Origin of the sequence: Microbulbifer sp. THAF38, from assembly GCF_009363535.1 — a bacterium.
Lineage (GTDB): Bacteria > Pseudomonadota > Gammaproteobacteria > Pseudomonadales > Cellvibrionaceae > Microbulbifer.
In genome coordinates, this window is sequence record NZ_CP045369.1 from 3,126,360 (window position 1) to 3,139,920 (window position 13,561).

A 13,561-nucleotide genomic window follows, 5' to 3' on the forward strand; every position below is an offset into this window, starting at 1 on the left:
ACCTCTTGAAGCAGACAATATCAGCAGGTGCTTCTCATATGCTTGAGAGGGTGCTAGAGCATGAATGAAACGCCTCATGCCACAATGAACATTGAATATATCCTCGCATTTGTGGCTGGTTTTGCTGAGGCTGTCTGTGTTTTGGGCTTGTTTACCAGCTTTACCACATTTATCACCGGCACCATTGTGCTCTCAATTACCGACTTTGCCAGTAACAATCCAAACTACATTATCAAGCTATTTATTCTCTCAGCCTTTATCTTCCTGCAGATCTTTTGGATCTATCTCATTAAGATTTTGAACCTGCAAAAAAGGAATACAGCAACTGTCATGCTGTTTATAGAGAGTTGTTTGATGTTTTTATTTTTCATTTTGGGTAGCTACGTGGGAACACTCACGTCACCCTACGCTGCAAACACTTTCTTGGTTTCTTTCTTCGCAGTTGCCGCCATGTCTCTACACAGCACCATCTTTTTCAGGGTGCTCAATAAGAAAGCGCCCACTCACTTTATGACGGGCAACTCCACCAACCTCTTCGCTGCCGCCCTTGAAATGCTGGACAACCATCGAGCATACAAAAGTACTGGGGAAGCGCCCTATCCACAGGCATCTACCAAGGCTAAATATTATTTTGGGGTAATTTTTTGCTTTATCCTTGGTGTGACGCTCGGCACTGTGGGCTACAAGATGTGGGGGTTCCCCTCTCTCTTATTGCCTGTATTGCTGGTTTTATTGACAGCTCTATTAAGCCTGAAAGCAGAAAGGCCTCCCACCGCGACTTCCTGATGCATTGGGTGGTGAGCAGGGATATCTAGCCAAAGATACTGAAGAGGCACTGGGACAAATGGAAGACAATACCCAAAGCCCCACCGCCTAATACTTATAGAAGCCCGAGTTATTCCGCTGAACAAGTAATTCTATTCTCAAAACAAACGCCACCCCGTGTGGAGCAGGTTTCAAGCAACTTGCCTTTTGCCTCTACTTCTGAAAAGCCTTTGGAGTGCATCCCACCAGCGCGTACATCTTTCATATAACAAGCCCATCGGGGGCGCTCCTTCACTGGCTGGAGAACCACATCAGGATGGGGATTTTTAGACTGTGCTTCAACCAGAGCCTGCAAATCCAGAATCAGATCCTGCATGGAGCGGATATCCTTGCGCAACCTGACAACCTCTTTTTTGAGCTTGCGCATTTCAGCCGCTTCTTGATTTTCATCCTTCAGGGCATGGACTTCTTTGCGAAGTTTTACCACCTCTCTTTTGATCTCGTGGATATCTTCAGCGGTGCGATGATTGTCGTGGGCCAGTAGCGGGGTGGAGAAAAGAGCGAGGGAAATCAAAAGGGGCAAACTACGCATGGTCTTACTTCCAGTAAAATTTCTTATCACAAGTCAATATGCTGGGAGGAATATAGCGCAGATAACCTTAACTCAAAATGAATCTTATCGAGGGAGGGTGTCAGCTAATCTCAAGACGTTAAGCCCTGTAAGAAAAAAGGCGAACCGAAGCTCGCCTTTTCGATAGTCACTTTTGATTGACTCAATCAACCGCCAGTTAAACTGCGCACCATGCTGATCATCACCCCCGCCGCAACCGCAGAGCCAATCACCCCAGCCACATTCGGGCCCATGGCGTGCATCAGCAGGAAGTTGTGCGGATTGGATTCAAGCCCTACTTTGTTGGATACCCGCGCAGCCATGGGCACGGCAGATACACCGGCAGAACCGATAAGCGGGTTTACCTTGTGCTTGCTGAAGACATTGAGCAGTTTCGCCATCAATACCCCTGCGGCGGTACCAATCGCAAATGCCACGATACCCAAGGCGAGGATTCCCAGGGTTTTGGGGTCGAGGAACTTATCTGCGGCCAGTTTGGAACCAACCGAAAGGCCCAGGAAAATCGTGGTGATATTGATCAGCGCATTCTGAGCAGTATCCGAAAGGCGAGACACCACACCGCATTCCCGCATCAGATTACCGAAACAGAACATTCCCAACAGCGGCGCAGCAGCAGGGAGGAACAGGGCAACCAGAATCAGCAGCAACAGCGGAAAGGTAATTTTCTCGCGCTTGCTCACATGGCGCAGCTGCACCATCTCAATTTTGCGCTCCTGCTCGGTGGTGAGTGCGCGCATAATCGGTGGCTGAATCATGGGTACCAATGCCATATAGGAGTAGGCTGCCACCGCAATCGCACCGAGTAAATCAGGAGCCAAAATGCTGGAAACATAGATTGCCGTGGGGCCATCCGCACCGCCGATAATACCGATAGCCGCAGCATCGGCGATGGAGAAGTCCATAATCCCCGCAACCGAGAGCCCGACGGCACCCAGCACGGTGGCAAAGATACCGAACTGTGCGGCCGCCCCCAGGAACAGGGTGCGCGGGTTAGCGAGTAGCGGGCCGAAATCGGTCATGGCCCCCACCCCCATAAAAATCACCAGCGGGGCCACACCCGAGGCAATGGCCACGGAATAAAAGTTGTACAGCATGCCGTTGCTAAAACCGGCATCACTGGCAAACTCCGCAGCCTGTAGCTGTACCGCAGCTGGGGCAGCACCCAAGGCCGCTTTTAAGTCACTGAAACTGGCGCCGGTATCCAGCCCCAGGATCTGGGCCATTTGGGCAAGAATTACCGTATTCCCCTGGGCCAATGCGGTCTCTGCCGCAGAGAGTGCCAGATCTGCGCCGGGAATATTGGCCAGGATACCGCCGAAGCCAATTGGCACCAGCAACAGTGGCTCGAAATTTTTGCGAATAGCCAGAAACAGCAGCCCCAATCCAACAAAGATCATGACCAGCTGCCCCGGCATCATTTGCGCGATGCCGGAGGATTGCCAAAGCGTGAGTAAATTATCCACTTGCGACTCCTACCCCAAACTATGCGATGGACAGCAGGGCATCACCCACCGCCACGGAATCGCCCTCTTTAATCGCTACGCTGGCAACACTGCCACCGCGCGGCGCACTCACAACGGTCTCCATCTTCATGGCTTCGAGCACAATAATGGCCTGGCCTTCGGTGACCTTGTCACCGGGCTTTACCATGACCTTGAAGATATTGCCCGCGAGGGGCGCATTGACCGGCTCACCGCCAGTGGCAGGAGCCGAACTGGTTGGGCTGGCTGTAGGGGCAGCCGCACCCACCGGGGCAATATTGGTCAGGTCGCCACCATCGGCCACCATTACGGTGTAGCTCTGGCCTTCCACGGTGACCGTGTAAACCTCTTCCCCTTTATCATTTTTCACTGCGCTGTTTTCATTGCCTGTTGGCACTGGCTCAAAAGCCTCAGCGTTGCCGCGATTCTTCAGGAATTTGAGGCCGATTTGCGGGAAGAGTGAATAAGTGAGTACATCGTCAATCTCACCCTCGCCATTGGTTAGGGCGATATCTTCTTCCCCAGCTTTTTCCTGTAGTTCCAGGGTGAGCTTGTCCAACTCTGGAGCGATCAAATCCGCAGGGCGACAGGTCACTGGCGCTGCGCCTTCCAATACTTTTACCTGCAGCTCCTGATTTACTTCAGCAGGGGTCGCACCGTATTCCCCTTTCAAAACGGCTGCGGTTTCTTTGGAAACAGATTTATAGCGCTCGCCGGTCAGCACGTTTAACACCGCCTGGGTGCCTACAATTTGCGAGGTGGGCGTTACCAGGGGGATATAGCCCAGGTCCTGGCGCACCCGGGGAATCTCTTCGAGCACCTCATCCAGGCGCTCGCCCGCACCCTGCTCGCGCAACTGGTTTTCCATGTTGGTCAACATGCCACCAGGCACTTGAGCGACCAAAATACGCGAGTCCACACCTTTGAGGGAACCTTCAAATTTCGCGTACTTCTTGCGTACCTCGCGGAAATACGCGGCAATTTCTTCGAGCAGATTAATATCCAGACCGGTATCCCGCTCGGTGCCTTCAAGCATGGCGACCAATGTTTCGGTGGGGCTGTGGCCATAGGTCATGGACATGGAGCTGATGGCGGTGTCCACATTGTCGACACCCGCCTCAATACATTTGAGCGCGGTGGCAATAGAAAGCCCCGTGGTCGCGTGGCAATGCAGGTGGATGGGAATATCCACCGCCGCTTTAAGGCGCTTTACCAGATCGTAACCTTCGTAGGGGCGCAGTAGGCCGGCCATATCCTTAATGGCAATGGAGTCCGCCCCCATATCCTCAATCTGGCGCCCCAGGTCCACCCACAGGTCCATAGTGTGCACCGGGCTCACGGTATAAGAGATAGTGCCCTGAGCGTGCTTGTCTTGTTTTTTTACTGCGGCCAGGGCGGTCTTCAGGTTGCGCATATCGTTCATGGCATCGAACACGCGGAAGACATCCACCCCATTCACTGCGGCGCGCTCGACAAATTTTTCCACCACATCATCGGCGTAGTGGCGATAACCCAGGATATTCTGCCCACGGAACAACATTTGCTGCGGGGTATTGGGCATGACTTTCTTTAATTCGCGAATCCGCTCCCAGGGGTCTTCGCCGAGGTAGCGGATACAGGCATCGAAGGTGGCGCCGCCCCAGGATTCCAGCGACCAAAAGCCGACTTTATCGAGCTTTTCTGCAATGGGCAGCATATCGTCCAGTCGCATGCGGGTGGCGAACAGTGACTGGTGGGCGTCACGCAGGACTACGTCGGTAATCCCCAATGGCTTTTTAACCTCAGTCATGGGTTATCTCTCTCGGCAGAAATTATTGGATGTTGTCGTGAAGCGAAATTTAGCGATTAACGTTTTTTTCTGTGTTGTTCGATGGCCGCCTTGATAATGGCGTGCAAGCGGGCATCGTCATCGCTGCTACTAGCGGGCGGTGAGGCGACTGGCTCCGCTTCAGGAAAGTGGCGGGTAATAATTCGGGACATGATGCCGGTGCCTATCACCAGTAACAGCAGGAAGGTAAAAACAATTCCCATACCGAACAGGGTAATGTCCAACCCCTGTTGAAGTAGCGTATCTTGCACTCTATATCCCCCTAAGCCTTCGGATAATACAAGGTTAATATCCGGGTGATTATTCTTCGGCCCGTGGCCGTTTCATGTTAAGTAGCCACTATGCTTGGGCGCCTATAAAAACGCCCAAACAACACCGCTAAACTTCCGCACAATTTCCAGCTTGCTCCAACTTGCCGAACACCAGGCCGCACCCGCGACAAACCCCAAAGTACCCTGCGACTGAGCGCAGTGGTCTAATTGGCGATGAACGCGGCTGGCAATCCCTATTACGCCCGGCAATCTAGTCGTCAAGCGGGGCAAATACAACTGTGTTGGCGGCCCCACCCCGACAAGTAACAAAACTATCTGCTGCCAGAAAGTTTTTCTGCAGCATGGAAGTACGGTCAATTTTCTATTATCAATACAAGTTGCTTTTAAAATCAAACACTTAATGGTTTCAGTGGCAACGGTGGCGCCTGGTTCATTACGCCCTTTATTGGTGCAAGTACGTTCGAATTTGAGTTTACATCTCCTATGAAAAGTACCAGCGAAATGATCATTGTTACGAAATAGCGCCCACTAGCTGATAGAATATGCGCCAACCATCACACCAATTTTTCCGATTTTCAGCTTTATGACCGATAAGACTATTTCCCTGCAGCCGAAGATTTACCAGGCCCCAATGGAAGGTGTTATCGACCACCATGTGCGCAGGCTGCTCTCAACGATTGGCGGAGTCGATATCTGTGTAACCGAATTTGTGCGTGTTACCGATACCCGCCTACCCCGCAGGGTTTTTACTCGTCTGTGTCCGGAGCTCTTGGAAGGCGCCAAAACGGCCAATGATGTCCCGGTACGCTTGCAACTTCTGGGCGGCAATCCCGAGGCCATGGGCATCAATGCCGCCAAAGCGTTTGCCGTGGGAGCAAAAGCGATCGATCTGAATTTTGGTTGCCCAGCCAAGTCGGTCAATAACAGCGATGGGGGCGCCTGCCTATTGCAAAGCCCGCACCGGGTGGAGGCGATTGTCGGCGCTGTGCGCCGAGCCGTACCGGATCACATCCCTGTCACGGCGAAAATCCGCCTGGGGTTCAACGACCGCTCTACCTATATGGATAACGCTCTGGCCGCAGCCGCCGGTGGGGCCAACGAGTTGGCGGTTCACGCGCGCTCAAAAGTCGATGGCTACAAGCCGCCAGCTTACTGGGAATATATCGGTGAGATTCGGGAAAAACTGCAGATTCCGGTAGTCGCAAATGGCGATATCTGGACACTGGCAGAATTTCAGCGCTGCCGCGAGCAAACCGATTGCCAGGCCTTTATGTTTGGCCGCAGCCTGCTGGCAAGGCCCGATTTGGGACTGCAAATTAAGGCCTTCTGCGCCGGGGTAGAATATCAGCCAATGGCATGGCCGCAGATTGTCGAGTTACTCTGGGGTTATTATCAAATTACCCGGGAAGTTTACCCGGCCAAGTATTTGGGCAACCGGATCAAGCAGTGGCTCGCTTATCTCAAGCTCGCGTTTCCAGAAGCCCAGGTATTTTTTGAGAAGCTCAAACGCCTGCGCGAGGCGGAAGCTATTGAGGCCATTTTTTTCCAGGAATTGGAGTCCCCGCAGGAAATCACTAAGCAGAAAACCATTGCAGCCGCTTAATAGCGGCTGCAAAGTGCGCTAGAGTTCGGCCGTTGACTGGCGGCTCAGGTAGGCCGGGTTGTAATACTTTTCCGGCAAATCATGGGCCTGGGCACTCTCATAAATAACCCGTGTCTCGGTGCCAGTATTGATCGTATCCTGCAGCAGCATTTCCGCCACCACCTGTCGCCCCTCTCTCTGCCCCGAGGTAAAGTGTGCAATCTTGGCCAACTTGCCGGATTTCAAATAAAGCTCAGCTTTTACCGGAAAATGACTTTCGCTATCCAGCCACAAGTTAATACGCTGGTAGCTCGCCCCTTTGGTTTTGGCGGTAAGATTCAGGCGATTGGCCAGCCGATCTTGTAATGTCTCCTGCCCTGCATAAACGCCCTGATAATCCTCACTCCAGGTGAGTGTAGCCACATCCCCCACCGATGCGCCCCCCAGCAGTTTTTGCATGGGTGTAATCCGTATAGGGCGGCGGCTGCGCGGCATCAACATCCAATAGTTATCTTGCAGCATTAACATTTTGGTGCCCTCCTCTCCCTTGCCTTTAAATACCACCAGAGATTTGCGCTGTGGACGGGTGTACACATGGTATTTATCCATACTGTCTAACTCACCATTTTTGTAGACCTGCACTTCTGTCACTACCCGAGCGGAATTCTCTTGCAAACGGTAAAAGTCGGCTTTGGCAAGCATGGCCTCCACCTGCTGCGCGGTGTAGTTAATCTCACCGCTGGCTCCGCTGTTGGTATTTAGTGAATTAGCCAGTGCCATGGGTGTTATCGCTAATACCAGAGCGCTACCCAATAGTTTCCAAGCAGTTTTTATTTTCGCTAACTTATACATGTACCAATGCCTCTGTAATCGGTTTGTTTACACCCTTGCGTGCCGCCATAAAGGAAGACAGAACACAGATTGCTGCTACTGCTAATGTGATCATCCAAGCCAGGTTCATGGAGAAATACACCACCAGGGGGTAGCTCTCCGTTTTACCGGGAGGGGGAGGCATGGTGACTTCAAACACCATCAAACCCATACTCACCGCAGCTGCCAGCAAGATGCCCACGATCGCTCCTACCAGAGACAACACCAACGCCTCCAACACAAAACCCAGCAGTAATTCGGCGCGGGACGTACCCAGTGCGGAGAGAGTGCCGATCTCGCGGGTTCTTTCTGTAACCGACATCGCCAAGGTATTGAAGAGGGAAACAAAAATTACCATCGCCATGATTACGCCCATCAGGCCAAAAATTCGATCGTATAGACTCTTCACCCCTTGGTAAAAGAAGGCACGATCCTCCCAGGTAGTAATTTCCAACTCTGGAGCCAGACCAGCCAAACGCGCCTTTAATACTTCGGTGTCCTCCAGCTCGTAACCATACAGGTGCATGGTACTGACCTTTTTACTATCGAGAATAAACTGGGCAGAATTTATCGACAGATACACTTGACGCTTATCCATATCAGGAACACCAGTTCCAAAAATTCCCTGCACTTTAAAGTCCAGTGCGTTAAGAGCCCCATCTACGGTGGTGGACATCAGGGTGACATAGTCCCCAGTTTTTACATTCAGATTTCTGGCCAGATCCTTGCCCAGCATAATCTGTGGGTCGGTAGGATCTTCATTTTTACTGAGAATGCCACCTTCGGTCATATTTAAAAAAGGCCCTTTTACCCGAAACTCACTCGGTAAAATCCCCTGCCCCAAAAATATGGTCGACTTCTCTCCATTGGAGATTAACCCATTCAAATAGATACGCGGCTGTACCGCCTTTACCCGGCTATCGGTCAATAAGCGCTTTCTCAATTCATCGCCATTTTCCAAGCCATTCTGTAATGGATAATCTTCATCGCTATTGAAATATCCAGGCTGGGTAAACACCAGATGCCCCTGACTGCGTGCCGCGCCTTCTTTCAGGGATTTATAGGTATAGAGTCCAAAGCCCCCGGAAGTCATCAGAGCCATCACCACAATAGCGACAATTGCGACGGTCAAAAGACTGCGGCGGCGATTGCGCAATAAATTCAACACTGCCATTTTTAAGCGACGCATGGGGCTTCCTCCTGCAAAATCACACCGTCTTGTAAATTGATTACCCTGTCACAATGCTGGGTCATACGATCATCGTGACTGGCCACGATAAAGGCTGTTTTTTGTTCCCTGCCCAGATGTTTCATTAATTCAATAATCTGCTGGGCCGTTACACTATCCAAACTTGCGGTGGGCTCATCGGCAATCACCAATTTGGGCCTATGCACCAGTGCCCGGGCTATTGCCACCCGTTGTTGCTGACCACCGGAGAGACGATCGGGGCGATATCGGGCAAATTCTGCCAAGCCCACATGATCCAACATCTGTATTACCCGCTGTTTTACCTCTGCAGAATCCACTCCATTGAGCTGTAACGGGTAGGCGACATTTTCAAAGGCACTCATCACCGGTACCAAGTTAAATTTTTGAAAAATAAACCCCATCTGAGTGCGACGTATCTTCATCGCCTGCTGGTAGTCTCTGGTCATTAACTCACCGGCAAAGTGCACCACACCCGAGTAATCCTGATCCAGCAAACCACAGATGTTCAGCAGGGTACTTTTGCCGGAGCCAGAGGGCCCACACAGGGCCACCATATTGCCGGGGCGAATGGCCAGGTTGACGTCCCGTAAAGCCTGGTGTTCTATTTCGCCGGTCTTATAGGTCTTTTCTATATGTGTCAGCTGCAACATCGATTCTGCTCCAATTCCAACTACTGCTCAGTATCCGGCTTACAAAGGGCCAGCGCCCCGCTTGTGGTGGCCACTGCCTGCCACTCACTTTTCAGCTCAGACTTCTCCCCCAAATCCGCTGCCTCCAGGGCGCCACAGTAGATCCAGCTCACTGCCTGTACCGGCATTTGCGACAGTCGCGGGTCATCCATCAGCTCACCATAAAGCTCAAAACCCCGATCGAAAGCATTAAAGAAGGCGGGTACCTTGGTAAAGGTGGTTGCCGCAATCCCTTTAAAAAGCAAATCCCGGGGCATTCCCCTAGCCGAGCGGCCGGGATTCTCTAGCTCCTCAATCATCAGCAGGGCTTTGTCCATACGGGCAATACCATTTTCCGCATAACTCACCTTCTTCCACGGCAGCCAGCTCTCCTTGGCCATCAGCGTCTCGCTGGCCCCCAGGTAAAATAAAGCAGCCGGATCTGTGGGATCTTGCTGCTGAGCAGCTTTGAAAGCCTCATAAGAAGCCTCAATGGCATCCCCACTCTGCTGCGCCGCCTTGGTGTATAGTCCTTCTAACTGCGCATCCACTGCAGCAAAAGCGGAAGTTGTCATACCCAGATGAATCAGTGCCGCTGCGATAATCTTCTTCATGATTTCTCTCCTTGCGTTTAGGTTGAGAGCAGATTAACGCTGGTTATCGAGGGGGTTCTTGATGGTGCGATAAAGGGATGAGGAGAGGGATAAACGGGAGCTGTTGTGGCTGAATGGGGTTAGAAGTTGAAGATAAGCGTCAAACAACGAGAGACAAACGGAAGTGACGAGGGGCTAGCTCCCAGCAAGTGGTACAGTAGAACCGATTTGTAAATGTTGTCTCATAGCCAATATACAGCCCATTCTAACAGCTATAAGTATTAGTATGAGTTACTACCGGGACGGAAGAAAAGAATACCCCTCTCCCGGGACACGCTGTGAATACATCCCTGTATGCTCGTAATCGGCATCCATGCCTCATACGGTCCCGGGAGAGGGGTATTCTTCCCTTCCGCCTTATTAGTAAAACCATTTAGAGGGTAAGCCAACACTTACCCATCTTGGATTAAGTGGTAAAATTAGGCATCAGTATTTTAGGGATTATCCCCTGTCAATTTGCTAATAAATTTTAAAGCAGAGAATTCAGAGGTATTTAGTTTTTCCAAGTTCTTGATCATTTCTGATGACAGATAAGGTTTGGTAGCAAGCACAAATTGATCCGCCCCAGCCGACGCTCCTGATGAAACCTTTGAAGAATAAAGATTCCATAATTCATAAATGGAAATAGAGCCCTGCTCTTTTAACTGTTTATCTATCGCATTTATAATCAGCAAACCACAATCATAGTGAACACGTGGATTCTTACGTGATGCATCCAAGTAAACCGGATTATCCTCCAGACTGGCAAGGCATTTTTTCTCTGCTTGATTTATCTTCTGCGACAGAAAATCCTTAGAAAGGATACTCTTGAATGCCAGGCCTGCAAAATAGTCTGCCGCCCCTTCATGTATCCAGGAATCAGCAGTATCTATAACATCAGCCCCCTCTCTCTGGAACAGATGGGCAACTTCATGGGAAAAGAGCCAAAACAATTCATCGACATCAATGGTTTCAATAACAGACTCATCACCATACCAATGCATAAATATCTGACCGGGCAAAGTTCCACCCTGATGACCAATTCGTCCATCATCTGTTGAGCTATAAGAAGCAAACAACGCTGGTCTATAGCCAAGCGCACCCATCTTATCCGCGAAGAAAACCATCAACTTAGGCAACTGTATGCTCATCTGATATTGAAGCTTCTCTGGTAGAAGCTCATCAATCACACTAACAAAGTGGTCACTCTGTATCGGCTTTCCATGACCAATATAGATCTTACTGCCCTCGTCTAAGGCCTCCCACTGAATACTTTCCTGATAGATCTTGCCATGCAAGATAATATTGTCAGACTCGGGCGCAGCTATCATTAAACGCCAATGATTTAGACTGGGTTGACAGGATTCTGCACAAGCAAAAAACCTTCCTGTATGCAAAAGATAACCTCCATCAGAAAACGGCGAGAAAGGAGCGTATTCTTTGGGGAGAACAGTATAAGTTGGGGTTAGGTGAAAGGTAACTTCTGTAAACTCACCACCATCTTCACGCAGTACACTTTCTCTCCCCTCATTAAACTCAAACTGATACCCTGTAGCAGTAGGAATCCAGCGTTTACTTCTTGAGTTATCGGGGGAGCTTTTAAAAGCAAGCCGCTTTATTGGCTTTTCTGACATAAAGGTCACAGACCAGTCGCCATCTGGCTTTTTTTCCAGCTTGGTACTTATATTATTTGCTCGAGCTATAGAGCTAAACCCTAAAAACAACCACACTGTAACCACAGCAACTACAAAGGATTTTTTACGAGAAAATATATTTATAAAAAATAGTGCTTTCATTAACAACACTTCGGACAGCTTTAAGAGATGGTAAGGGTGGGAACCCTGGTCAGGTACTGAGAAAATAAGGTTCTCAGATCAAATTGACGCACTACCTTCCCAGGGAAGACGTAGTAAAAACTATTTTCGTTCGAATGTCCAACATCAAAAAAACACAAAGAAAGTTCATGCCCTCCCTGTTTGCTGTACTGATGGTATCTAAGAGGAAGGCGACATTTCTGAACATGGAGAGATACAGCTTAGCCAGTAAGAGGCTCTATCCTCGATAGTCTCGTCACATTTTTTTCTTCGTTAAGTTCAATGCAGAAGTTCTCAAGCTATCATGGATACATAGCTGCTATATATGCCATTATTATCGATGAGTCAGAGAAAAAGACGGAGGGCCTGGACAGGTATTACAATGGTAGTGCCGGAGCCTCACAGCATGGCCATGAAATCTCTATGACCAGCATCACTAGCCTGAAGTCGATTACTGCCCTTCCTTTGGATGCTTAGCAGATAATAGACGAAGAAAGCCGATCTGGAATTGAGCTATATGCTCACCACACCGTCAAATTTTTACCAACGTTCCTTGATCTCGGTATTAAATAACTTGCTGCAGATACCTACTACGCCAAGGTGAAATTTGTCCCGACAATCTTCCCAACGGGGTTACCAATCGTTGGCAAGTTGCGATGGCTATAGGAAGGCGTTTACAGCGGCACAGAACGGACCCAAATCACGATGGAAAGATTGACTTGAATCGTTTAGAGCATGTTGGGGCTTTGAATGATACCACTAAGGTTTATGCAAAGGCAGTCTATGCCAACTTTTTGAAAAGAGTTATTTATGTTGTGATGCTAAAGTCTAATAGTGGCGACAAAACGGTCATGCACTGCTGTATTCAACAGACACAGAACTGAATGCGAGGAAAAAGATTTGAATAGGGCCGATGATGGAGGAGACAATGTGATAAATGATCTGTCAACAAATATCAACGCGGCTCTGGTTGTTGTCGATGTGCAAAATGATTTTTGTTGTGCGGGGGGGTATTACGATCGCAGGCAGCATGGTTCCAGCAATATGGAGCTTAAAAATCCGTCGCCATCTAGAGATTGGAGTCCGCGGATCATCCGCAAAGGTGATGATCTGGAAAAGGTAGTTAATAATATTTCTTTATGTATGAGGATTGCCAAAGAAAGAGAGATTCCTGTTCTTCTGTTGCAGACAATTATTAAGCCAGACCATAAATATCGTAATTCTTTTCTTCGTGGCGAGGAAAATAGAGGAAGGTGTTACTACCCTTGCAAGTCAGACACTTGGGGTGCGGAAATAATAGAGCCTATTTGGCAGTTGGCAGAGGAGGAGGCAGTTGTAGTTGAAAAGCATGTTTATAACGGCTTTGTTGATACCTCCCTGGAGGAGAAATTACTAGGTTTAGGGGTTGATACAGTTTTTATTGTTGGTGTGGAAACACATATTTGTGTCATGGCTACTGCGCAAAGTGCTTCATTTCTCTTCAAAACATATATTTTAGAAGATTCTGTTTGGAGTGCCAATTGTGAGCTTGCTAAATATGCGCTTTCAATATTTAAAGATGGTTATGGTTATATCACTAACCACAAAGTATTGTATTTTGTGGGGGCATCACACGACTCGCCTTAAGCGATATATTGGAGTTGGCTTATCCTGAATATAATTTTCTGTCTGATCTGTTTTGAATAGCTTGCCACCTCCTAAACACTTCGCACAGTTATAGTCAGTAAGACAGGTCCACTCCATGGATAGATCCTGAGAAAATAAGGTTTGATCAAACCACCAACGCCGGACAATCACTTAAGCAACAA

Annotated in this window: 12 protein-coding genes; 3 read left to right on the forward strand and 9 right to left on the reverse strand. The window is 49.3% G+C overall.

The features are described 5' to 3' along the window. Positions 1-60 precede the first annotated feature (60 nt). The gene (locus FIU95_RS13465; protein ID WP_152454255.1) at positions 61-786 is read left to right on the forward strand and encodes a YoaK family protein; all 726 of its coding nucleotides are present in this window, start codon (positions 61-63) and stop codon (positions 784-786) included. A 109-nt stretch (positions 787-895) separates the two neighbouring features. Here the strand turns inward: FIU95_RS13465 and FIU95_RS13470 are convergent, their stop codons facing one another. The 4 genes from FIU95_RS13470 to FIU95_RS13485 form a co-directional block, all read right to left on the reverse strand. Then, positions 896-1,357 (reverse strand): hypothetical protein, encoded by a 462-nt coding sequence (locus FIU95_RS13470; protein ID WP_152454256.1) that lies wholly within the window; start codon positions 1,355-1,357, stop codon positions 896-898. 185 nt (positions 1,358-1,542) lie between these two features. Then, on the reverse strand, positions 1,543-2,859 hold the full coding sequence (locus FIU95_RS13475) for a sodium ion-translocating decarboxylase subunit beta (RefSeq protein WP_152454257.1): 1,317 nt from the start codon (positions 2,857-2,859) through the stop codon (positions 1,543-1,545). A gap of 19 nt (positions 2,860-2,878) precedes the next feature. After that, a complete protein-coding gene (gene oadA, locus FIU95_RS13480; protein WP_152454258.1) occupies positions 2,879-4,666 on the reverse strand; it encodes a sodium-extruding oxaloacetate decarboxylase subunit alpha in 1,788 nt (595 codons plus the stop codon). Between the two features lie 56 nt (positions 4,667-4,722). Further along, complete coding sequence (locus tag FIU95_RS13485; protein ID WP_152454259.1) at positions 4,723-4,956, reverse strand: OadG family protein; 234 nt, start codon at positions 4,954-4,956, stop codon at positions 4,723-4,725. Positions 4,957-5,560: 604 nt separating this feature from the next. Here FIU95_RS13485 and FIU95_RS13490 point away from each other — a divergent pair. Continuing rightward, positions 5,561-6,580, forward strand: a complete 1,020-nt coding sequence (locus FIU95_RS13490) for a tRNA-dihydrouridine synthase (protein ID WP_152454260.1) — start codon at positions 5,561-5,563, stop codon at positions 6,578-6,580. 18 nt (positions 6,581-6,598) lie between these two features. Here the strand turns inward: FIU95_RS13490 and FIU95_RS13495 are convergent, their stop codons facing one another. The 5 genes from FIU95_RS13495 to FIU95_RS13515 form a co-directional block, all read right to left on the reverse strand. Beyond that, a complete protein-coding gene (locus FIU95_RS13495) occupies positions 6,599-7,411 on the reverse strand; it encodes an outer membrane lipoprotein-sorting protein (RefSeq protein WP_152454261.1) in 813 nt (270 codons plus the stop codon). Then, complete coding sequence (locus FIU95_RS13500) at positions 7,404-8,618, reverse strand: FtsX-like permease family protein (protein WP_152454262.1); 1,215 nt, start codon at positions 8,616-8,618, stop codon at positions 7,404-7,406. Before FIU95_RS13500 ends, FIU95_RS13495 begins: the two co-directional genes overlap by 8 nt. Next, positions 8,606-9,289, reverse strand: a complete 684-nt coding sequence (locus FIU95_RS13505) for an ABC transporter ATP-binding protein (protein ID WP_152454263.1) — start codon at positions 9,287-9,289, stop codon at positions 8,606-8,608. The genes FIU95_RS13500 and FIU95_RS13505 overlap by 13 nt, the downstream gene beginning before the upstream one ends. Positions 9,290-9,309: 20 nt before the next feature. Next, on the reverse strand, positions 9,310-9,921 hold the full coding sequence (locus FIU95_RS13510) for a hypothetical protein (protein WP_152454264.1): 612 nt from the start codon (positions 9,919-9,921) through the stop codon (positions 9,310-9,312). Positions 9,922-10,394: 473 nt separating this feature from the next. After that, positions 10,395-11,735 carry a hypothetical protein gene (locus FIU95_RS13515; RefSeq protein ID WP_152454265.1) on the reverse strand — a complete coding sequence of 447 codons (1,341 nt, stop codon included), beginning with the start codon at positions 11,733-11,735 and terminating at the stop codon, positions 10,395-10,397. Positions 11,736-12,653: 918 nt separating this feature from the next. On the opposite strand from FIU95_RS13515, the gene FIU95_RS13520 reads away from it, so the two are divergent. Continuing rightward, positions 12,654-13,379, forward strand: coding sequence for a cysteine hydrolase family protein (locus FIU95_RS13520; RefSeq protein WP_172975401.1), 726 nt, complete (start codon positions 12,654-12,656; stop codon positions 13,377-13,379). Positions 13,380-13,561 lie beyond the last annotated feature (182 nt).